This window comes from Naasia sp. SYSU D00948 (assembly GCF_017916515.1).
Lineage (GTDB): Bacteria > Actinomycetota > Actinomycetes > Actinomycetales > Microbacteriaceae > Naasia.
Map to the genome: position 1 here is coordinate 2,735,019 of NZ_JAFMTA010000001.1, position 21,731 is coordinate 2,756,749.

The 21,731-nt window shown below is 71.0% G+C and carries 17 protein-coding genes; 16 read left to right on the top strand and 1 reads right to left on the bottom strand.

The window, feature by feature from the left end; all coding sequences use genetic code 11:
- The first annotated feature begins 30 nt into the window (after nt 1–30).
- From J3P30_RS12805 to coaE, 4 genes are all read left to right on the top strand, one after another.
- Nucleotides 31–492 (top strand): PTS sugar transporter subunit IIA, encoded by a 462-nt coding sequence (locus tag J3P30_RS12805; RefSeq protein WP_210481396.1) that lies wholly within the window; start codon nt 31–33, stop codon nt 490–492.
- An 11-nt stretch (nt 493–503) separates the two neighbouring features.
- Nucleotides 504–2,171: a DUF885 domain-containing protein gene (locus J3P30_RS12810; RefSeq protein WP_210481397.1), complete on the top strand. Its 1,668-nt coding sequence runs from the start codon at nt 504–506 to the stop codon at nt 2,169–2,171.
- A gap of 216 nt (nt 2,172–2,387) precedes the next feature.
- Complete coding sequence (gene rpsA / locus J3P30_RS12815) at nt 2,388–3,845, top strand: 30S ribosomal protein S1 (protein ID WP_210481398.1); 1,458 nt, start codon at nt 2,388–2,390, stop codon at nt 3,843–3,845.
- Between the two features lie 101 nt (nt 3,846–3,946).
- Complete coding sequence (gene coaE / locus J3P30_RS12820) at nt 3,947–4,543, top strand: dephospho-CoA kinase (RefSeq protein WP_210481399.1); 597 nt, start codon at nt 3,947–3,949, stop codon at nt 4,541–4,543.
- A gap of 136 nt (nt 4,544–4,679) precedes the next feature.
- Here the strand turns inward: coaE and J3P30_RS12825 are convergent, their stop codons facing one another.
- Nucleotides 4,680–5,582 (bottom strand): DMT family transporter, encoded by a 903-nt coding sequence (locus J3P30_RS12825; RefSeq protein WP_210481400.1) that lies wholly within the window; start codon nt 5,580–5,582, stop codon nt 4,680–4,682.
- Nucleotides 5,583–5,782: 200 nt separating this feature from the next.
- Here J3P30_RS12825 and uvrB point away from each other — a divergent pair, with 200 nt between their 5' ends.
- The 12 genes from uvrB (at nt 5,783) to J3P30_RS12885 (ending at nt 21,731) form a co-directional block, all read left to right on the top strand.
- Nucleotides 5,783–7,849 carry an excinuclease ABC subunit UvrB gene (uvrB, locus tag J3P30_RS12830; RefSeq protein WP_210481401.1) on the top strand — a complete coding sequence of 689 codons (2,067 nt, stop codon included), beginning with the start codon at nt 5,783–5,785 and terminating at the stop codon, nt 7,847–7,849.
- A gap of 156 nt (nt 7,850–8,005) precedes the next feature.
- Nucleotides 8,006–10,891, top strand: a complete 2,886-nt coding sequence (gene uvrA, locus J3P30_RS12835) for an excinuclease ABC subunit UvrA (protein WP_210481402.1) — start codon at nt 8,006–8,008, stop codon at nt 10,889–10,891.
- An 11-nt stretch (nt 10,892–10,902) separates the two neighbouring features.
- Nucleotides 10,903–12,876 carry an excinuclease ABC subunit UvrC gene (gene uvrC / locus J3P30_RS12840; RefSeq protein WP_210481403.1) on the top strand — a complete coding sequence of 658 codons (1,974 nt, stop codon included), beginning with the start codon at nt 10,903–10,905 and terminating at the stop codon, nt 12,874–12,876.
- A gap of 53 nt (nt 12,877–12,929) precedes the next feature.
- Entirely contained in the window at nt 12,930–13,841 is a 912-nt protein-coding gene (gene rapZ, locus J3P30_RS12845; RefSeq protein WP_210481404.1) for an RNase adapter RapZ, read from the top strand.
- A 61-nt stretch (nt 13,842–13,902) separates the two neighbouring features.
- A complete protein-coding gene (whiA, locus tag J3P30_RS12850) occupies nt 13,903–14,880 on the top strand; it encodes a DNA-binding protein WhiA (protein ID WP_210481405.1) in 978 nt (325 codons plus the stop codon).
- Nucleotides 14,881–15,069: 189 nt separating this feature from the next.
- A complete protein-coding gene (locus J3P30_RS12855) occupies nt 15,070–15,696 on the top strand; it encodes a superoxide dismutase (protein ID WP_210481406.1) in 627 nt (208 codons plus the stop codon).
- A gap of 112 nt (nt 15,697–15,808) precedes the next feature.
- Complete coding sequence (gap, locus tag J3P30_RS12860) at nt 15,809–16,810, top strand: type I glyceraldehyde-3-phosphate dehydrogenase (protein WP_210481407.1); 1,002 nt, start codon at nt 15,809–15,811, stop codon at nt 16,808–16,810.
- Between the two features lie 10 nt (nt 16,811–16,820).
- A complete protein-coding gene (gene pgk / locus J3P30_RS12865; RefSeq protein WP_210481408.1) occupies nt 16,821–18,026 on the top strand; it encodes a phosphoglycerate kinase in 1,206 nt (401 codons plus the stop codon).
- Entirely contained in the window at nt 18,014–18,808 is a 795-nt protein-coding gene (tpiA, locus tag J3P30_RS12870; RefSeq protein ID WP_210481409.1) for a triose-phosphate isomerase, read from the top strand. The genes pgk and tpiA overlap by 13 nt, the downstream gene beginning before the upstream one ends.
- A gap of 127 nt (nt 18,809–18,935) precedes the next feature.
- Nucleotides 18,936–20,981 (top strand): serine/threonine-protein kinase, encoded by a 2,046-nt coding sequence (locus J3P30_RS12875; RefSeq protein ID WP_210481410.1) that lies wholly within the window; start codon nt 18,936–18,938, stop codon nt 20,979–20,981.
- A 101-nt stretch (nt 20,982–21,082) separates the two neighbouring features.
- A complete protein-coding gene (secG, locus tag J3P30_RS12880) occupies nt 21,083–21,334 on the top strand; it encodes a preprotein translocase subunit SecG (RefSeq protein ID WP_210481411.1) in 252 nt (83 codons plus the stop codon).
- Nucleotides 21,335–21,362: 28 nt separating this feature from the next.
- Nucleotides 21,363–21,731 carry an RNA polymerase-binding protein RbpA gene (locus J3P30_RS12885; protein WP_210481412.1) on the top strand — a complete coding sequence of 123 codons (369 nt, stop codon included), beginning with the start codon at nt 21,363–21,365 and terminating at the stop codon, nt 21,729–21,731.

A 21,731-nucleotide genomic window follows, 5' to 3' on the forward strand; every position in this document is an offset into this window, starting at 1 on the left:
GCGACGCGGACACGACATCCAGGAGGAGCGATGGCCGGCCCTACACGACAGCCCCTGAGCGAGCTGCTCGGGGAGTCCTCGATCCGGCTCGACTGCCGGGCCGAGGACCGCTTCGATGCCGTGCGGCAGTGCGGGGACGCGCTCATGGCCTCCGGCGCCGTCACCGAGGCCTACGTCGAGTCGATGCTCGAGCGCGAGCACGCCGTCACGACGTACATCGGCGAAGGCGTCGCGATCCCGCACGGCACGCTCGCCGGGAAGGACGCCGTGCTGCGCAGCGCGATGGTCGTGCTCCGCTTCCCGGAGGGCGTGGACTGGGGAGGCGACCGCGTCGACGTCTGCGTCGGCCTCGCGGCATCGGCGGGCGGCCACGTCGCGCTCGTGGCCCGGCTCGCCGAGATCCTCCTCGATCCGGGCGGCGCGGAGCGCCTGCGGAGCGCCCGCACGGAGGAGGAGATCCTGACGCTCTTCGGCGCAACCGCCGCGCAATAGGCTCGATCCTCGTGACCGACGCGAGGACACCGACCGAGATCGACCGCATCGCCGACGGCTGGGTGGACACCCTGGTCGAGCTGTGCCCGGAGTGGGGCATCTGGCTGGGCCGCCCCGGCAACGAGGGCGCCTACAGCGACTACTCGCCCGAGGGGCGCGAGCGGGTGCTCGAGGCGGGCCGTCGCGTCGCGGAACGGCTGCGCGCAGCGGTCCCCGCTGATCCGGTCGACGAGGTCACCCGCACGGACCTCCTCCGCGAGCTCGACCTCGCCGCGGAGAAGCACGCCGCAGGCTTCCCTCTGCGCGACCTGAACGTCATCGCGTCGCCCGCCCAGGACATCCGCGACATCTTCGACCTCATGCCGACGGCGTCCGAGGCGGCGTGGACCCACATCGCCACGCGCCTCGCGAACGTCCCCGAGGCGCTCCACGGCTACACGCAGACGCTCCGGCGCGGCATCGAGCAGGGCGTCGTCCCTGCAGTGCGGCAGGTGCGCGAGGTCGCGAAGCAGGCGCGGGGCCACGCTGCGGGCGACGGCTTCTTCTTCGACCTCGTCGGCGGAGCGGCCGTGGACGGGATCCCCGTGAGCGACGGCCTCCGCCGCGACCTCGAGGCGGGCGCCACCGCGGCGGCCGCCGCCTACGCGGAGCTCGCGGAGTTCCTCGAGCAGGAGCTCGGACCCCGCGCACCGGAGCGGGACGCCGTCGGCCGCGAGATCTACGCTCTCGCGTCCCGCGACTTCCTCGGCGCCACCGTCGACCTCGACGAGACCTACGAGTGGGGCCTCGAGGAGCTCGCCCGCATGACGCGCGAGCAGGAGGAGATCGCGGACGCGATCCTCTCCGGCGCCAGCGTCCGGGAGGCGATCGCGCACCTCGAGAACGACCCATCGCACAAGCTCGCCGGCACCGAGGCGCTGCAGCGCTGGATGCAGGACCTCAGCGACCGGGCGATCGAGGACCTCGGCCGCACCCACTTCGACATCCCCGCCGAGGTCCGCGTGCTCGAGTGTCGCATCGCGCCGACCCAGACCGGCGGCATCTACTACACGGGCCCGTCCGACGACTTCGCGCGTCCGGGCCGGATGTGGTGGTCGGTGCCCGAGGGCGTCACCGAGTTCGACACCTGGCGCGAGGCGACGACGGTCTATCACGAGGGCGTCCCCGGCCATCACCTCCAGATCGGCATGGCGACCTACAACAAGGGCGAGCTCAACTCGTGGCGCCGCATCGCCGGCACCTCGGGACACGCGGAGGGCTGGGCGCTCTACGCGGAGCGCCTGATGGAGCAGCTCGGCTACCTGGACCAGCCGGCCGACCGGCTCGGGATGCTCGACGGGCAGCGGATGCGGGCGGCGCGCGTCGTCCTCGACATCGGCGTCCACCTCGAGAAGCGCCGCCCCGACGGCCGGGGCACCTGGGACGCCGACTACGCGCTGGCGTTCATGCGCGAGAACGTGAACATGGACGACGCCTTCATCCGCTTCGAGGTCGACCGGTACCTCGGGTGGCCCGGCCAGGCGCCGGCCTACAAGGTCGGCCAGCGGATCTGGGAGCAGCTGCGCGACGAGGTCCGGCGCCGGGAGGGCGCGGACTTCGACATCAAGCGGTTCCACCACCGGGCCCTCGACATCGGCGGCGTCGGACTCGACACTCTGCGCTCCGCGGTCCTCGGCTGACCCAGGCCGGAATGCCGGAAGCGCTCAGGATGTGTCCCGGAAGGTAACCCGGACGGGGCCGGGTGGAGCCCGACCCCCCGTCCGGGTTAGACTGTCCCGTTGTCTCGGTGGCATCGCGCCGCCCTGGCACGCACCCGTCCGCTCGCCGGAGCGAAGACAACATAATCCCTCTTCGTCATCGGCCTGAACTCTGTCCACTTCTGGAGCAACCACTACATGTCAACCGCTACGACCGCCCCGGCCACCAAGCAGATCGCGATCAACGACATCGGATCCGCCGAAGACTTCCTGGCCGCGGTCGAGAAGACCCTCAAGTTCTTCAACGATGGAGACCTGATCGAGGGCACTGTCGTCAAGATCGACCGCGACGAGGTCCTCCTCGACGTCGGCTACAAGACCGAGGGTGTCATCCCCTCCCGCGAGCTCTCCATCAAGCACGACGTCGACCCCAACGAGGTCGTGAACGTCGGCGACTCCGTCGAGGCCCTTGTTCTCCAGAAGGAGGACAAGGAGGGCCGGCTCATCCTGTCGAAGAAGCGCGCGCAGTACGAGCGCGCCTGGGGCGACGTGGAGAAGATCAAGGAGGCCGACGGTGTCGTCACCGGAACGGTCATCGAGGTCGTCAAGGGCGGCCTGATCGTCGACATCGGCCTCCGCGGCTTCCTCCCTGCCTCGCTCATCGAGCTGCGTCGCGTCCGCGACCTCACGCCGTACCTCGGCCAGCAGCTCGAGGCGAAGATCCTCGAGCTCGACAAGAACCGCAACAACGTGGTCCTGTCGCGCCGCGCCCTGCTCGAGCAGACCCAGTCCGAGAGCCGCAGCACGTTCCTCGCGAACCTGCACCCGGGCCAGGTCCGCAAGGGCGTCATCTCCTCGATCGTCAACTTCGGTGCGTTCGTGGACCTCGGCGGCGTCGACGGTCTCGTCCACGTCTCCGAGCTCTCCTGGAAGCACATCGAGCACGCCAGCGAGGTCGTCGAGGTCGGCCAGGAGGTCACCGTCGAGGTCCTCTCCGTCGAGCTCGACCGCGAGCGCGTCTCCCTGTCGCTCAAGGCGACGCAGGAGGACCCGTGGCAGGTCTTCGCCCGCACCCACGCGATCGGCCAGATCGCGCCGGGCAAGGTCACGAAGCTCGTGCCGTTCGGTGCGTTCGTCCGCGTCGCGGACGGCATCGAGGGCCTCGTCCACATCTCCGAGCTCTCCAGCAAGCACGTCGAGCTGGCCGAGCAGGTCGTGTCCGTCGGTGACGAGGTCTTCGTGAAGATCATCGACATCGACCTCGAGCGCCGCCGCATCTCGCTGAGCCTCAAGCAGGCCAACGAGGGCATCGACCCGAGCAACCACGAGTTCGACTCCGGCCTCGCCGCGCTGTACGGCATGGTCACCGAGTACGACGAGCAGGGCAACTACAAGTTCCCGGAGGGCTTCGACCCCGAGACGAACGAGTGGAAGGAAGGCTTCGAGGAGCAGCGCGCCAACTGGGAGCGCGAGTACGCCGAGGCCCAGGCCCGCTGGGAGCAGCACAAGGAGCAGATCGTCAAGAGCATCGCCGACGAGGCGGCCGGTATCACCGACACCCCGTCGACGTTCACGAGCGAGTCCCGCTCGTCCGGCGCCCTCGCCGACGACGAGCAGCTCGCCGCTCTGCGCGAGCGCCTCTCGAGCAACTCCTGATCGCCCGCTAGGCACACCAACTCGCCGCCCCGGATCCGTCCGGGGCGGCGAGTCCGTCAACGGGCGGGCGCGTCGCCGGGGCGCCCCGGTAGCGTGAAGAGGTGACCCTGCTCGGCCTCACCGGCGGAATAGCCTCCGGCAAGTCCACCGTCGCCGCCCGGCTCGCGGAGCACGGCGCGGTCGTCGTCGACGCGGACGTCCTCGCACGAGAGGCGGTCGCTCCCGGGAGCCGGGGGCTCGCGGAGGTCGTCCGCCAGTTCGGCGAGAGGGTGCTCCAGCGGGACGGCGGCCTCGACCGCCAGGCCCTCGCCGCGATCGTCTTCCGCGATCAGGACGCGCTCGCGCGGCTCAACGCGATCGTGCATCCCGAGGTCGGCCGTCTGTCGCGCGAGCGCTTCGGCGAGATCCTCACGGAGAACCCGCATGCCGTCGTCGTCTACGACGTGCCCCTGCTCGCCGAGTCCCGGAAGGCGGACGAATTCGACCGCGTCGTGGTCGTGCACGCACCGGCGGAGACCCGCGTGCGCCGCCTGGTGGAGCTGCGGGGCATGGACGAGGAGGAGGCGCGGCGGCGCGTGGCGGCGCAGGCGAGCGACGACGAGCGGCTCGCGGTCGCCGACGAGATCATCGACGCGGGCGGCACCCTCGACCACACCCTGGAGCAGACGGACGCCCTCTGGCGCCGCCTCACTCTCTGACGCCGTCCCGGCGCCGTCTCCGACGCGCCGCACCTCTCACTCAGCAGGAACGTCGGCCCTTCAGCAGGCGGATCGGGCGCAGAGATCCCTGCTGGACCCTCGATCCTCCTGCTGAGCGAAAGAGGGCGCGAGAGGGTCAGGGAGCGGATGGGGAAGCTGCCGCGAGGCGGCGGGCGACGGCATCCCGGCGGGCGGAGCCGAGGACCGCTGCCGCGTTCGCGAGGCTGATCGCGGCGAGGCCGACGAGCTCCGGCACCGACAGGACCTGGTGCAGGATCACGAAGCCCGCGAGGGCGGCCGCGGCCGGGTGCAGGCTCTGCAGAACGCTGAACAGGCTCCGAGGGATGCGGCGGAGCACGACGAGGTCCAGCGAGTAGGGCAGCGCCGACGACAGGACGCCCACTGCGAGGCCGATTCCGAGCACGAGCGGCAGGTGCTGCGGAGCCAGGTTCGCGAGTGCGACCGCGAGGAAGGGGAGAGTGCCGAGCGAGGCGACCACGCTGGCGACCGCGGTGCCCTGGACGCCGGGGAGGCGCGTCGCGGTCCGGGCGCCGAGCACGATGTACGCCGCCCAGGCGGCGCCGGCGAGGAGCCCGAGGGCCACGCCGATCGGGTCCAGGGCGACGACGCTGCCCGTCAGCAGCACGACGCCCGCGCCGGCGGCGAGTCCGCACACGACGTCGAGGATGCGCCGCGAGGTGAAGAGGGCGACGGCCAGCGGCCCCAGGAACTCGAGGGTGACCGCGAGACCCAACCCGATGCGCTCGATGGACGCGTAGATCGTCACGTTCATCACGAGCAGCGCGAGTCCGAGCAGCAGCGCCGGTTGCATCGTCCGGAGCCCGATCCGCCGGCCGACGATCGCCGGGAGCAGGACGAGCGCCGCGAAGAGCTGCCGCAGGCCCACCACGCCGACGGGTCCGAGGAGGGGGAGGAGCGTCGCGCCGAAGCCGGCGCCGGTCTGCACCGAGACGGCGCTGACGACGGGCCCGACCGCGGCGAGGGTGCCTCCCCGCCCCCGCGTCGTCTCGTCCCGCACCCCACGACGCTACCCCGGCTCGGCCGGCCCTCCGATCCCGCCGCGATCCGGGCCGGTTCGGCCTTTCCGGGCCGTTCCGCAGGCCCGGAAACGCCGGATCGGCCCGACTCGCGCGACTCCGCCCGGACCGAGCGGCGCGCTCCGTGCGCCATCCGCGAACCCGGGACCCGGTGTCGGAGGGCGAACCTACACTCGGAGGCATGCAAGCCACCCGAGCCGTGCGCCCCTTCGAGGTCGTCAGCGAGTACAAGCCGAGCGGCGACCAGCCCGCGGCGATCGCCGAGCTCGCCGGCCGCATCAACGCCGGGGAGGCGGACGTCGTCCTGCTCGGCGCGACGGGCACCGGCAAGTCGGCGACGACGGCCTGGCTCATCGAGCAGGTGCAGCGCCCGACGCTCGTCATGGCGCACAACAAGACGCTCGCCGCGCAGCTCGCGAACGAGTTCCGCGAGCTGCTGCCGAACAACGCCGTCGAGTACTTCGTCTCCTACTACGACTACTACCAGCCCGAGGCGTACGTCCCGCAGACGGACACCTTCATCGAGAAGGACTCGTCCATCAACGCCGAGGTCGAGCGGCTCCGCCACTCGACCACCAACTCGCTGCTCAGCCGCCGCGACGTCGTGGTGGTCTCCACCGTGTCCTGCATCTACGGCCTGGGCGCCGCCGAGGAGTACCTCGAGGCGATGGTCGCGCTGCAGGTGGGGGAGCGCATCCCGCGTGACCGGCTCGTGCGCCGGCTGATCAACATGCAGTACGAGCGCAACGACTACGACTTCTCGCGCGGCCGCTTCCGCGTCCGCGGCGACACGATCGAGATCATCCCGGTCTACGAGGAGCACGCCGTCCGGATCGAGATGTTCGGCGACGAGATCGAGGCGCTCTACTCGCTGCACCCGCTGACCGGCGAGGTGCTGCAGCAGATGGACGCTGTCTCGATCTTCCCGGCCACCCACTACGCCGCCAGCCCGGACACGATGAAGCGCGCGATCGGCACGATCCGCGTCGAGCTCGCCGAGCGGCTGAAGGAGCTGGAGTCGCAGGGCAAGCTCCTCGAGGCCCAGCGGCTGCGGATGCGCACCACGTTCGACCTCGAGATGATGGAGCAGATCGGCTTCTGCTCCGGCATCGAGAACTACTCCCGGCACATCGACGGGCGAAAGCCGGGCGAGGCGCCCAACTGCCTCCTCGACTACTTCCCCGAGGACTTCCTCACGGTCATCGACGAGTCCCACGTCACCGTCCCGCAGATCGGGGCGATGTACGAGGGCGACGCGTCCCGGAAGCGGACGCTCGTCGAGCACGGCTTCCGGCTGCCGAGCGCCATGGACAACCGCCCGCTCACGTGGGAGGAGTTCAAGGCCCGGGTCGGCCAGACGGTGTACCTGTCGGCGACGCCCGGGCGCTACGAGCTCGGCATGTCGGACGGCGTCGTCGAGCAGATCATCCGTCCCACGGGCCTCGTCGACCCCGAGATCGTCGTCAAGCCGTCGAAGGGGCAGATCGACGACCTGCTCGAGGAGATCCGCATCCGGGTCGAGCGCGACGAGCGCGTGCTCGTCACGACCCTCACCAAGAAGATGGCGGAGGAGCTCACCGCGTTCCTCGGCGAGCACGGCGTGAAGGTGCGGTACCTGCACTCCGACGTCGACACGCTCCGCCGCGTCGAGCTGCTCACCGAGCTGCGCGCGGGCGTCTACGACGTCCTCGTCGGCATCAACCTCCTCCGCGAGGGCCTCGACCTGCCCGAGGTGTCGCTCGTGGCGATCCTGGACGCCGACAAGGAGGGCTTCCTCCGGTCCTCGACGTCGCTCATCCAGACGATCGGCCGCGCCGCCCGCAACGTGTCCGGCGAGGTCCACATGTACGCGGATAACGTGACCGACTCCATGGCGAACGCCATCGAGGAGACGAACCGGCGCCGCGAGAAGCAGGTCGCCTACAACGCGCAGCACGGCATCGACCCGCAGCCGCTGCGCAAGCGCATCGCCGACATCACGGACGTCCTCATCCGCGAGGGCGCGGACACCAAGGAGCTGCTCGCCGCCCGCGGATCCGGCAAGCGGTCCCCGACGCCGAACCTGCGTCGCGGCGGGCTGGCCGCGGCGGGCGCCACCGAACTCGAGTCGATCATCGCGGACCTCAACGACCAGATGCTCCAGGCTGCGGCCGAGCTCAAGTTCGAGCTCGCGGCGCGGCTCCGGGACGAGGTGTCCGAGCTGAAGGGCGAGCTCCGGCAGATGGCGAAGGCCGGCCACCTGGTCTGACGTCGCGCCGGCTCAGCCGAGGCCTCGCCACCCGGCGGCCCGCCCGGTGAGGCGACCGATCGGAGGCCCACGCCGGGCCTCCCGGACGCGCCGGGCGGCGACCGCCGACAGCGAAACGCGACCGGGGTGTCGGAGGGTGCGACCTACACTTCTGGGGTGCCGATTTCACACGTCCACGGACCCAAGCTGAGCGTACGCGGCGCCCGCGTGCACAATCTGAGGGACGTCGACCTCGAGATCCCGCGCGACTCCCTCGTCGTCTTCACCGGCCTCTCCGGGTCGGGCAAGTCCAGCCTCGCGTTCGACACCATCTTCGCCGAGGGCCAGCGGCGCTACGTCGAGTCCCTCTCCGCGTACGCCCGCCAGTTCCTCGGCCAGGTGGACCGACCCGACGTGGACTTCATCGAGGGCCTCAGCCCTGCGGTGTCGATCGACCAGAAGTCGACGAACCGCAACCCGCGCTCGACGGTCGGCACGATCACCGAGATCTACGACTACATGCGCCTCCTCTGGGCGCGCGTCGGCATCCCGCACTGCCCGCAGTGCAACGAGCCGATCTCCCGCCAAAGCGTCCAGCAGATCGCCGACCAGCTCATGGAGCTCCAGCCGGGCACCCGGTACCAGGTGACCGCCCCCGTCGTGCAGCAGCGGAAGGGCGAGTTCGTCGACCTGTTCAAGGAGCTCGCCGCCAAGGGCTTCTCCCGCGCGATGGTCGACGGCGAGATGGCGCAGCTGACGAACCCGCCGACGCTCAAGAAGCAGTTCAAGCACGACATCGCCGTCGTCGTGGACCGGCTCGTGGCCTCCGACGACCTGCTCACGCGACTCACCGACTCCCTCGAGACCGCCTTGCGGCTCGCGGACGGCGTCGTCCAGATCAACTTCGTCGACCTCGAGGGCCCGGAGGCCTGGCGGACCTACTCCGAACGCCTGTCCTGCCCGAACAACCACCCGATCCAGCTCACCGAGATCGAGCCCCGGACCTTCTCCTTCAACGCGCCGTTCGGCGCCTGCCCGGAGTGCTCGGGCCTCGGCACGCGGATGTCCGTCGACGCGGACCTCCTCCTCGGGGACCCGGACCTCAGCATCCGCGAGGGCGTCATCCTGCCCTGGGCGAGCCAGGGCAAGGGCCTCTACAACTACTACGAGCGCCTCCTCGTCGGCCTTGGCAAGGACCTCGGCTTCTCCCTCGACACGCCCTGGAAGCGGCTGCCCGAGGAGGCCCGAAACGCGGTGCTGCTCGGCAACGACTTCGAGGTCCGCGTGCGGTGGAAGAACCGCTACGGCCGCGAGATGAGCTACACGCAGGGCTTCGAGGGCGTGATCCCGTACCTCGAGCGCAACTACATCCAGGCCGAGTCGGACGCCGCCCGCGCGCGCTGGGCCGAGTACCTCCGCGAGGTGCCCTGCCCCGTCTGCGACGGCAAGCGGCTGAAGCCCGAGGTGCTCGCCGTGCTCGTGAACGGGCACAGCATCGCCGACGTGTCGGACCTCAGCCTCGCCGAGGCCAGCACGTTCGTGAACGGCCTGACCCTGAACGAGCGCGACGTGAAGATCGCCGCGCAGGTGCTCCGCGAGATCCGGATGCGGCTCGACTTCCTCATCCAGGTCGGGCTCAACTACCTCACCCTGTCGCGCTCCGCCGGCTCGCTCTCCGGCGGCGAGGCCCAGCGCATCCGCCTGGCCACGCAGATCGGGTCCGGCCTCACCGGCGTGCTCTACGTGCTCGACGAGCCGAGCATCGGGCTGCACCAGCGGGACAACCGCCGGCTCATCGACACCCTGGTGAAGCTCAAGAACCTCGGCAACACCCTGATCGTCGTCGAGCACGACGAGGACACCATCCGCACCGCGGACTGGATCGTCGACATCGGACCGGGCGCCGGCGTGAACGGCGGTGTCGTCGTCCACTCCGGCGACTACGCGTCGCTGCTCGACGACCGGGAGTCGATCACGGGGGACTACCTGGCCGGCCGCCGCGCGATCGAGGTGCCGAAGAAGCGGCGACCGATCGACAAGAAGCGCAAGATCACGGTCGTCGGCGCGCAGGCGAACAACCTCAAGGACGTGACGGTCGACTTCCCGCTCGGCGTCTTCGTCGCGGTCACCGGTGTGAGCGGCTCGGGCAAGAGCACGCTCGTCAACGACATCCTGTACCGGCAGCTCGCCAACCGGCTCAACGGCGCCCGCAAGGTGCCGGGCAAGCACACCCGCGTCAGCGGCCTCGACAACCTGGACAAGGTGGTGCACGTCGACCAGGCTCCGATCGGCCGCACCCCGCGGTCGAACCCGGCGACCTACACCGGCGTCTTCGACCGGATCCGGACGCTGTTCAGCGAGACCGTCGAGGCGAAGGCGCGCGGCTACCAGCCCGGCCGGTTCAGCTTCAACGTCAAGGGCGGCCGCTGCGAGAACTGCCAGGGCGACGGCACGATCAAGATCGAGATGAACTTCCTGCCCGACGTGTACGTCACGTGCGAGGTGTGCCACGGCGCCCGCTACAACCGGGACACGCTCGCGGTGCACTACAAGGGCAAGAACATCGCCGAGGTCCTCGACATGCCGATCGCCGAGGCGGCGGACTTCTTCGAGCCCATCTCCGCCATCCACCGGTACCTGAAGACGCTCGTCGACGTCGGCCTGGGCTACGTGCGCCTGGGCCAGAGCGCCACGACCCTGTCCGGCGGCGAGGCGCAGCGCGTGAAGCTCGCCACCGAGCTCCAGCGCCGCTCCAACGGCCGCACGGTCTACGTGCTCGACGAGCCCACCACGGGTCTGCACTTCGAGGACGTCCGCAAGCTGCTGCTCGTCCTCAACTCGCTCGTCGAGAAGGGCAACACCGTCATCACGATCGAGCACAACCTCGACGTGATCAAGTCGGCGGACTGGATCATCGACCTCGGTCCGGAGGGCGGCGCCGGCGGCGGCACCATCCTGGCCACGGGAACGCCGGAGCAGATCGCCCGCGTCGAGGAGAGCTACACCGGCTCCTTCCTCGCGGAGATCCTGCATCCGGAGCGCGAGCTCTCGCGCGCGTCCTGACCGGGGCGCACGTGCCACAGACCCTCAGCTACCGGCCCGCGGCCGGTGAGATCCCGACCGAGCCCGGGGTGTACCGGTTCTCGGACGCGAGCGGCCGCGTGCTCTACGTCGGCAAGGCGAAGAACCTCCGCGCGCGCCTCAGCAACTACTTCCAGAACCCGTACTCGCTGCACGAGCGGACCCGGCGGATGGTCACGACCGCCGCCGGCGTCCAGTGGACCGTCGTGGCGAGCGAGTTCGAGGCGCTGCAGCTCGAGTACACCTGGATCAAGGAGTTCAACCCGCCGTTCAACGTCAAGTTCCGTGACGACAAGACCTACCCGTACATGGCGGTGACCCTCGGCGACGAGGCGCCGCGCGTCATGGTGACGCGGAACCGGCGGATTCCCGGCGCCCGCTACTTCGGGCCCTACCCGAAGGTCTGGGCGGTCCGCGAGACGATCGACCAGATGATCCGGGCGTTCCCGATCCGCACGTGCTCCGACTCGAGCTACAAGCGGGCGATGGAGTCCGGGCGGCCGTGCTTCCCGGGACAGATCGGACGCTGCGGCGGCCCCTGCTCGGGGAAGGTGACGATCCAGCAGCACCGGGCGATCGTGGACGAGTTCGTCGCCTTCATGGCGAACCCGGATCCGAGGATGATCGCCGAGCTGACCCGCGCGATGAAGCAGGCGGCCGCGGACTTCGACTACGAGCGCGCCGCCGAGCTCCGGGACCGCATCGGTGCTCTCGAGAACGTGCTGGAGTCGAGCGCGGTCGTGCTGCCCGAGACGGTCGAGGCGGACGTGTTCGGCATCGAGCACGACGAGCTGGCGGCCGCCGTGCAGCAGTTCCGCGTGCGCGGCGGGCGGGTGCGTGGGGTCCGGTCGTGGGTCGTCGACAAGGAGCTCGAGGTCGGGCTCGGCGAGCTCGTCGACTCGGTGCTGCAGAGCGCGTACGACGGGGGAGAGCCGCCGCCGAGGGAGATCATCGTCCCCGAGCTGCCGGACGACGCGGAGGCGCTCGAGCAGCTGCTGTCCGGGCTGCGCGAGCGCGGCAGCGTCCGCCTCCGTGCGGCGCAGCGCGGTGACAAGGCCGCGCTCCTGCAGACCGCGACGCTCAACGCCAAGCAGGCGCTGAACCTCTACAAGACGCGCCGGAGCGCCGACTACGTCTCCCGCAGCAAGGCGCTGACCGACCTGCAGGAGGCGCTCGAGCTCGACGAGGCGCCGCTGCGGATGGAGTGCTTCGACGTCTCGCACCTGGCCGGCACGAACATCGTCGCCTCGATGGTGGTCTTCGAGGACGGCCTGCCGCGCAAGGACCAGTACCGCCGCTTCAACGTCGCCGACTCGTCGGACGACACCGAGTCGCTGTACCAGGTGCTGAGCCGCCGGCTCGGCTACCTGACGTCGAGCGAGGAGCGCGGCAGGCAGGACCAGGAGCGGGACGAGCTGCTCGACGAGGAGCCGGACGAGGTCCTCGACGGCGGAGCCGAGGACGACGCCGACGACGCGGACGACGACGCGGACCTCGACGACGTCCCGGTCGCGCCGCGACGCCCGGGGAAGTTCTCCTACCGGCCGAACCTCCTGATCGTCGACGGCGGGAAGCCGCAGGTCGAGGCCGCGGCTCGGGCGATCCGCGACACCGGGGTGCAGGGCATCGCGGTGGCGGGCATCGCGAAGCGGCTCGAGGAGGTCTGGCTCCCGGGCGGCGACTTCCCCGTGATCCTCCCGCGCAACAGCGACGCCCTCTTCCTCGTGCAGCGCATCCGGGACGAGGCGCACCGGTTCGCGATCGCGCACCAGCGCACGCGGCGCAAGCGGGACATCACGTCCGTGCTCACGGAGATCCCGGGCCTCGGGTCCGCCCGCGTGCGCGAGCTGCTCCGGCACTTCGGGTCGGTGGCGAAGCTGAAGCAGGCGTCCCCGGACGAGATCCAGCAGGTGAAGGGCATCGGGCCGCAGCTCGCATCGACCATCCACGAGCGGCTGCACGCCTGAGCGGACCGCTCTCGCGCTACCGGTAGCCTGAGACGACAGACAGGAGCCGGTGGATGAGCTCGGAGAGCAGAGTCGAGGAGGCCGTCGTCGCCGGTCCCGCTCCGGGACGGCAGTCGGTCATCATCGTGACCGGCATGTCCGGCGCGGGCCGCACGACCGTGGGCAACGCGCTCGAGGACCTCGGCTGGTACGTCGTCGACAACCTGCCCCCGCAGATGCTCGTGCCGCTGCTCGAGGTCGCGGAGCGGGCGGGGCAGAGCCTCCCGCGCATCGCCGTCGTCGTGGACGTCCGCGGCGGATCGCTGTTCTCCGAGCTGCGCGATCGCGTCCAGCAGCTGAAGGCCGGGACCCACGTGCGCGTCCTCTTCCTCGAGGCGAACGACGCCGTGCTCGTGCGGCGGTTCGAGCAGGTCCGGCGCCCCCACCCGCTGCAGGGGGAGGGCACCCTCCTCGACGGCATCACCGAGGAGCGGGCGCGGACCGCCGCGATCCGCGAGCAGGCCGACATCGTCGTCGACACCTCCGAGCTCAACATCCACCAGCTGTCGCGCACGATCACGGAGCTGTTCAGCGAGGCGGACACCCCGGGCGTCCGTGTGACGCTCACGAGCTTCGGGTACAAGTACGGCCTCCCCACGGATGCCGACATCGTCGCGGACGCCCGCTTCCTGCCGAATCCGTACTGGGTGCCGGAGCTCCGGCCCGGCACGGGGCTCGACCCGGACGTGAGCGGCTACGTGCTGGACCAGGAGGGCGCGGAGGAGTTCGTCGACGGCTACTCGGCCGCACTGCTGCCCGTCCTGGCCGGCTACCGGCGCGAGAACAAGCGCCACGCGACCATCGCCGTCGGCTGCACGGGCGGCAGGCACCGCTCGGTCGCGATCGTCGAGGAGCTGGCGAAGCGGCTGCGCGCCCAGCCCGGCGTAAGCGTCAGCGTGAAGCACCGGGACCTGGGTCGGGAATGACTCCCAGAACCCGGCCGGGCGAAGGATGCGAGACTGGGGGGATGGGGAGAGGACGAGACTCGTGGCGCTGACAGCGGATGTGAAGGACGAGCTCGCCAAGATCGAGGTGGGGAAGACGACCGTCCGCGCGGCGGAGTTGGCCACGATCCTGCGGTTCGCGGGCGGGCTCCACATGATCTCGGGGCGGATCGCGGTGGAGTCCGAGCTGGACTCCGCCCAGGTGGCGCGGCGCGTGCGCAAGGACCTCGCGGACCTCTACGGCGTCCGCGGCGACGTCGCCGTCATCTCGGCGTCCGGCGTCCGCCGCACCAACACGTACGTGGTCCGGGTGATCGAGGGCGGCGAGACACTGGCGCGCCAGACGGGCCTGCTCGACGCGCGCCGCCGCCCGATCCGCGGCCTGCCGAACCGCCTCACCACCGGTTCCCCCGAGGACCTCTCGGCGATCTGGCGCGGAGCCTTCCTCGCTCGCGGCACCCTCACCGACCCGGGCCGCTCGGCGGCGCTCGAGGTGACCTGCCCCGGCAACGAGACCGCCATGGCGCTCGTCGGCGCTGCGGGCCGCCTCCAGGTGCCCGCGAAGGCCCGCGAGGTGCGGGGCGTGCACCGCGTCGTCATCCGCGACGGCGAGGCGATCGGCGACATGCTCGAGGCGATGGGCGCCGCGGAGACCCGCCAGAACTGGGAGGACCTGCGCCAGCGCCGGGAGGTGCGGGCGACGGCGAACCGCCTCGTCAACTTCGACGACGCGAACCTGCGCCGGTCGGCCCAGGCCGCGGTCGCCGCGTGCGCCCGGGTCGAGCGCGCGCTCGAGATCCTCGGCGAGGACGTCCCCGACCACCTCCAGTACGCCGGGCAGCTCCGGCTGGCGCACCGCGACGCGAGCCTCGACGAGCTCGGCCATCACGCGGACCCGCCGATGACGAAGGACGCGGTCGCCGGCCGCATCCGCCGCCTCCTCGCGATGGCCGACAAGCGCGCGATCGAGCTCGGGATCCCCGGCACGGAGGCGAACCTCCCCGCCGACCTCGAGGACTAGGCGGCCCCTCCGGCGGACTCCGGTGGACGGGCCGAGATCGCCTCAGCCCGCCGAGCGGACCCAACCCGCCTGGCTGGGAGCGCCCTCAGCGTCCGCTGACAGTCGCTCCGCCGCCTCAATAGACTGAGGACGACCCGGGGGAACCTCCGCGAGAGCCCGCTCCCGGGCGACGAGAGAGGACGACTGGACATGGCCGAGTACACGCTTCCCGAGCTGCCCTACGACTACGGCGCACTGCAGCCGCACATCAGCGCGACGATCATGGAGCTGCACCACAGCAAGCACCACCAGACCTACGTGAACGGCGCGAACACCGCCCTCGCCCAGATGGCCGAGGCGCGCGAGTCCGGCAACCTGGCGAATATCAACAAGCTCCAGAAGGACCTGTCGTTCAACCTCGGCGGTCACGTGAACCACTCGATCTTCTGGACCAACATGTCGCCCGACGGCGGGGACCGGCCGACGGGCGAGCTCGCAGCCGCGCTCGACGACACCTTCGGCTCGTTCGACAAGTTCCAGGCCCACTTCACCGCGGCGGCGGTCGGCGTGCAGGGCTCCGGATGGGCGCTGCTCGCCTACGACTCGATCGGCGGCAACCTCGTCATCGAGCAGCTGTTCAACCAGCAGGACAACATCCCGGCCCTGAGCGTCCCGCTCCTGATGCTCGACGTGTGGGAGCACGCGTACTACCTCGACTACAAGAATGTGCGTCCCGACTACGTGAAGGCGTGGTGGAACGTCGTGAACTGGCAGAACGTGCAGCAGCGGTTCGAGGCCGCGCGGTCGACCGCGGGCGGTCTGGTGCTTCCGTCGTAGCACTAGGCTCGGTAGGGCGGGTCCCTGGAGGGGCCCGCCCGAGACGCCTGCGGCCACCGCCGCAGCTCATCACAACGGCGTCCGAGTGACGCCCCGTCGTCAGGAGATTTCCTTGGTTCGTGTCGGCATCAACGGCTTCGGCCGCATCGGCCGCAACTACTTCCGAGCCGCGCTCGCGAAGGGCAGCCCGCTCGAGATCGTCGCGGTGAACGACCTCACCGACAACGCGGCGCTGGCCCACCTGCTCAAGTACGACTCGATCACGGGCCGCCTCGACGCGGACGTGACGGTCGAGGGCGACTCCATCGTGGTCGGCGGCAAGCCGATCAAGGTCCTCGAGCAGCGCGACCCCGCGCTGCTGGGCTGGGGCGACCTCGGCGTCGACATCGTCATCGAGTCGACGGGACGCTTCACCAAGGCGGAGGACGCGCGCAAGCACATCGAGGCGGGTGCCAAGAAGGTCCTGATCTCCGCGCCGGCCACCGGCGAGGACGCCACCTTCGTCATGGGCGTGAACCACGAGACGTACGACCCGGCGACGCACAACATCATCTCGAACGCGTCCTGCACCACGAACTGCCTCGCGCCGCTCGCGAAGGTGTTCAACGACGAGTTCGGCATCGAGCGCGGCCTGATGACGACCGTTCACGCGTACACCGCGGACCAGAACCTCCAGGACGGCCCCCACAAGGACCTCCGCCGCGCCCGCGCCGCTGCGATCAACATCGTCCCGACCTCGACCGGCGCCGCCAAGGCGATCGGCCTGGTGCTGCCCGAGCTGAAGGGCAAGCTCGACGGCTTCGCCCTCCGTGTCCCGGTTCCCACCGGCTCCGTCACGGACCTGACGGTCGAGGCGACCAAGAGCGTGAGCGTCGACGACATCAAGGCGGCGTACCGGGAGGCGGCGAGCGGCTACCTCGACGGCATCCTCAAGTACACCGAGGACGAGATCGTGTCCTCCGACATCGTCACCGACCCGCACTCCGCGATCTTCGACGCGGGCCTGCTCCGGGTCCTGGGCAACCAGGTGAAGCTGTCGGCGTGGTACGACAACGAGTGGGGCTACTCCAACCGCCTCGTCGACCTCACCGAGTACGTCGCCGAGCGGCTCTGACGTCCTCCTGATGGCGCTGCGCACTCTCGAGTCCCTCGGGTCGCTCGCCGGGAAGCCGGTCGTCGTCCGGTGTGACCTCAACGTCCCTCTGAAGGACGGGGTCATCACCGACGACGGCCGGATCCGGGCCTCCCTCACCACGCTTCACGCCCTGCTCGAGCAGGGCGCCCGGGTGACGGTCATCTCCCACCTCGGGCGTCCGGACGGCAAGCCGGAGGCGAAGTACAGCCTCCGTCCCGTCGCCGATCGCCTCGGGGAGCTCCTCGGCCGGCCCGTCCGCTTCGACGGACGCGCGCCGGCGGACACCAGCCCCGAGCTCGGCGAGGGCGAGGTCCTCCTGCTCGAGAACCTGCGGTTCGACCCGCGGGAGACGAGCAAGGACGCCGCGCAGCGCGAGGAGTACGCGCGCGAGCTGGCCCGCTTCGGCGAGGCGTTCGTGTCCGACGGCTTCGGCGTCGTGCACCGCAAGCAGGCGAGCGTGTACGAGCTGGCGAATGCGCTGCCGAGCGCGGCCGGCCGCCTGGTCGCCGCCGAGCTCGAGGTCCTCGACCGGCTCACCGAGAATCCCGAGAAGCCCTATGCGGTCGTCCTCGGCGGATCGAAGGTCAGCGACAAGCTCGGCGTCATCGACCACCTGCTGCCGCGCGTGGACTCGCTCCTCATCGGCGGCGGCATGCTCTTCACGTTCCTCGCGGCCCAGGGGCACCCCGTCGGCAAGAGCCTCCTCGAGCAGGACCAGCTGGACACCGTCCGCGGGTACCTCGGCCGCGCCGAGGAGCTGGGCGTCCAGCTCGTCCTGCCCACCGACGTCGTCGTCGCCGAGAAGTTCGCGGCGGACGCGGCCAACGAGGTGGCGCCGGTCGACGGCATCGAGTCGACCCGCTTCGGCGCCGACGGCATCGGGCTCGACATCGGTCCCGACACCGCCGCCCGCTTCGCCGAGATCGTCGCCGGGTCGAGGACCGTCTTCTGGAACGGCCCGATGGGCGTCTTCGAGTTCCCGGAGTTCGCCGCGGGCACCCGCGCCGTCGCCGACGCGCTGACGAAGGTCGGCGGGCTCTCGGTCGTGGGCGGCGGCGACTCCGCGGCGGCCGTGCGCGCGCTCGGGTTCTCGGACGACCGGTTCGGGCACATATCGACTGGTGGGGGAGCGAGCCTCGAGTTCCTCGAGGGCAAGAGCCTGCCCGGACTGGAGGTCCTCGGATGGCAGCCGTGACCGAGCGCGTCCCGCTCATCGCCGGCAACTGGAAGATGAACCTGGACCACCTCCAGGCCATCGCGTTCGTGCAGAAGCTCGCCTGGACCCTCAAGGACGCCGGGCACGACTTCCGGGAGACCGAGGTCGCGATCTTCCCGCCGTTCACGGACCTGCGCTCGGTGCAGACCCTCATCTCCGCCGACAAGTACGAGATCGCCTACGGCGGCCAGGACCTCTCACGGCACGACTCGGGCGCCTACACGGGCGAGGTCTCGGGCGCGTTCCTCGCCGCGCTGGAGGCGAAGTACGTGATCATCGGCCACTCGGAGCGGCGCAGCTACCACGCCGAGACCGATGAGGTCGTCGGCGCCAAGGTGCAGGCCGCGCTGCGGCACGGCCTCGTCCCGATCGTCTGCGTCGGCGAGACCGCCGAGGACCTCGAGGCCTTCGGCCCGAGTGCGGTGCCGGTGAAGCAGCTGCGGGACGCCCTGGTCGGTGTGCCGGCGGACGCGGAGATCGTCGTGGCGTACGAGCCGGTGTGGGCCATCGGGTCCGGCCAGGCCGCGTCGCCCGAGCAGGCGCAGCAGGTCGCCGGGGCGCTCCGCTCCCTCCTCGCCGAGGTCCTGTCCGCCGAGGCGGCCGCGGCGACTCGCATCCTCTACGGCGGGTCGGTGAAGGCGGCGAACATCGCCGGGTTCCTGCGGGAGCCGGACGTCGACGGCGCGCTCGTCGGCGGGGCGAGCCTCGACCTCAAGGAGTTCTCGAGCATCGTCCGGTTCCGCAAGCACGTCGGCGCCTAGCCGAACGACCGCGGAGGTCCGGCGCCGCCGAAACCCCTGCAGACCCCTGACCTCAACCCCCGATCGCCCTCTCTGCTCCTGACATAGGCTCGGACTCCCAGCCACCGGGAGGAGAGAGGGCGATTCGGTGAGTGCACCGCAGGCTCTCCTCGGCGGGCGCTACCGGCTCGTGCGCCGCATCGCGGCGGGCGGGATGGGCATCGTCTGGGAGGGCTGGGACGAGGTCCTCGAGCGGCCGGTCGCCGTCAAGCAGCTGCGGACCGAGGTCGGCGTCAGCGAGGCGGAAGCCGAGCTCGCGAAGAACCGCGCCATGCGCGAGGCGCGCATCACCGCGCGACTGCACCACCCGCACGCCGTGCCGGTCTTCGACGCGGTCAAGCACGAGGGTCAGCCGTGCCTGATCATGCAGTACCTCCCGTCCACGACGCTCGCCGCCGTGCTCCGGGAGCGAGGACCGCTGCCTCCGGCGGAGGCGGCCCGCATCGGGGCGCAGATCGCCTCCGCTCTCGCCGCGGCGCACAAGCTCGGGATCGTGCACCGCGACGTGAAGCCCGGCAACATCCTCCTCACCGAGGACGGGAACGCGCTGATCAGCGACTTCGGCATCTCGCACGCGCTCGGTGATGCCACCCTCACCTCCACGGGCCTGGTGCACGGCACCCCCGCCTACCTGGCGCCCGAGGTCGCCCGCGGCGCGACCTCCGGTTTCCCGTCCGACGTGTTCTCCCTCGGGTCGACCCTCTACGCCGCGACCGAGGGGGCGCCGCCCTTCGGACTGGACTCCAACTCGATCGCGCTCCTGCACAAGGTGGCGGCCGGGCGCTTTCCGCCGCCCGTCCGCAGCGGGGCGCTCACGCCGATCCTGCTCGAGATGCTGGACTCGGATCCGGAGTCGCGGCCGTCGATGGGCGACGTCGCCGCCCGGCTGGAGACGCTGGCACAGGCGGCGCGCGCCGATGAGCGCGCCGGCACCGTGACCATGCCGCTGCCTCCGCCGGTGCTGCCCCCGCCGCCCACGTCGAGCGCGGGCGAGGAGGATCCGCCCTCGTCCACCGGGGAGCCCGCCTCCGAGGAGCCGGAGGAGGCCGTTCCGCACGACGACCTCACCCTGATCGCGCGGCCGGACGAGGACGGCGAGGGAGCAGCGGCCGGCGACGGCGGCTCCGGCGATGTCGGCTCCTTCGACGACGGCTCCTTCGACGACGGGGCCGCCGGTCGCGCCGAGGAGACCGTGCCGGGGTCGGGCGAGGAGGGACCGGCCGAGGAGCAGGGGACCGGCGAGCAGGCCCCGCCGCCCGATGCCGGCACGCCCGTTCCCGAGAGCGCGACGAGGGACGCCGAGGGGGAGGCGACGCCCACCCCGGCGCAGGCCGCCGTGCCCTCCGCGGCGCCGCAGCCGACCCCTCCGCCAGGCCCTCGGACGGTGGAACCGCTGCCGTGGTTCGTGGCCGATGCGCATCAGCGGCCCTCGGCTCCTGCGCCGAGAGGACGCGCCGCCGATCAAGAGGCCGGTGAACGACCCGGCACGCCGGCGCCCGTCGCCCATGCCGGCGGCCGCGAGCGGGGCCGCCGCCTCGCCGCGATCCTGACCGTCGCCATCGTGGCCGCGGTCGCGCTCCTGGGCGGCAGCCTGCTGATCGGGCGGCTGGCCGAGCGCGACCTCGTCGGGGACTCCCGCCCGAGCGCCACCGCGACGCCTCGGGAGAGTCCGTCCGCCTCCGCCCAGCCCTCGGTCACGCCGTCCGCGACGCCCTCCGCAGCGGCGCCCACCGAGGACCCGGAGGCGACCCCCGTTCCGCCGGCGGCGACGACACCCGCTCCCGAACCGCAGCCCCCGCCGGCCGCCACGCGCGAGGAGCAGCTCGCGCAAGCGGTCACGTCCTACTACGCCCTCATGCCGGACAACACGGACGCGGCCTGGCCGCTGATGACCGCGGACTACCAGACCAACCATGCGGGCGGCAGGGCCGCCTACCAGCGCTTCTGGGACGCGGTGTCGGAGGTGTCCGTGAGCGGCGTCCGCGGCATCGCGCCCGATCAGGTGGAGGCTGTCGTGACCTACGTCTACACCGACGGCAGCGTCGTCGACGAGCTCACCGCGTACCGGCTCGTGGACGAGGGCGGCACGCTCAAGATCGCCGCGACGACCGTGCTCAGCAGCGTCCGCCGGTAGGCGCAATAGGGCTCGGATCAGGTGCGGCGACCTGGCACGGCGGGCCGACCGCCTATACTCTGTTCAGTCCGGCGGTGCCGGTTCCCGACGAAAGGCAATGCGTGGAGATCCTCGCGGTCGTGCTCCAGGTGGTGCTCGGCATCACCAGCCTGCTGCTGACCATGCTCATCCTGCTGCACCGCGGACGCGGTGGCGGCCTCTCCGACATGTTCGGCGGCGGCGTGACGTCCAACCTCGGCGCGTCCGGAGTGGCGGAGCGGAACCTCAACAGGATCACGGTCATACTCGGCCTGGTCTGGGTGGCCTGCATCGTCGTGCTCGGCCTCATCACCCGATTCGACGTCGCCGCCTGACGGCGGATCACACACCCGAGGGGGAGAAATGGCATCAGGAGGCAGCGCTATCCGCGGCTCCCGCGTCGGCGCGGGACCAATGGGCGAACAGGACCACGGCTTCCACGCGGAGCGCGTGGCCGTGTCCTACTGGGACGCGCTCGGCAACGAGACGGTCCGCTACTTCGCCGCGAACCTGCCGGCGGACGAGATCCCGGACGTGATCGACTCGCCGTCGAGCGGTCTGCCCGCGGGACGCGACAAGGACAACCCGCCGGCCGTGCAGAAGACCGAGCCGTACAAGACGCACCTGGCTTACGTGAAGGAGCGCCGCACGGAGGAGGAGGCGCAGCAGCTGCTCGACGAGGCGCTGACGCAGCTCCGCATCCGCCGCGGCAAGATCCCCGCCCAGGACTAG

What these genes read in the sequence shown, in the direction of transcription:
- J3P30_RS12805 (WP_210481396.1), top strand. Translation starts at nt 31, where the DNA reads ATGGCCGGCCCTACACGACAGCCCCTGAGCGAGCTGCTCGGGGAGTCC.
- rpsA (WP_210481398.1), top strand. Translation starts at nt 2,388, where the DNA reads ATGTCAACCGCTACGACCGCCCCGGCCACCAAGCAGATCGCGATCAAC.
- uvrB (WP_210481401.1), top strand. Translation starts at nt 5,783, where the DNA reads ATGCAAGCCACCCGAGCCGTGCGCCCCTTCGAGGTCGTCAGCGAGTAC.
- rapZ (WP_210481404.1), top strand. Translation starts at nt 12,930, where the DNA reads ATGAGCTCGGAGAGCAGAGTCGAGGAGGCCGTCGTCGCCGGTCCCGCT.
- J3P30_RS12855 (WP_210481406.1), top strand. Translation starts at nt 15,070, where the DNA reads ATGGCCGAGTACACGCTTCCCGAGCTGCCCTACGACTACGGCGCACTG.
- pgk (WP_210481408.1), top strand. Translation starts at nt 16,821, where the DNA reads ATGGCGCTGCGCACTCTCGAGTCCCTCGGGTCGCTCGCCGGGAAGCCG.
- tpiA (WP_210481409.1), top strand. Translation starts at nt 18,014, where the DNA reads ATGGCAGCCGTGACCGAGCGCGTCCCGCTCATCGCCGGCAACTGGAAG.
- J3P30_RS12885 (WP_210481412.1), top strand. Translation starts at nt 21,363, where the DNA reads ATGGCATCAGGAGGCAGCGCTATCCGCGGCTCCCGCGTCGGCGCGGGA.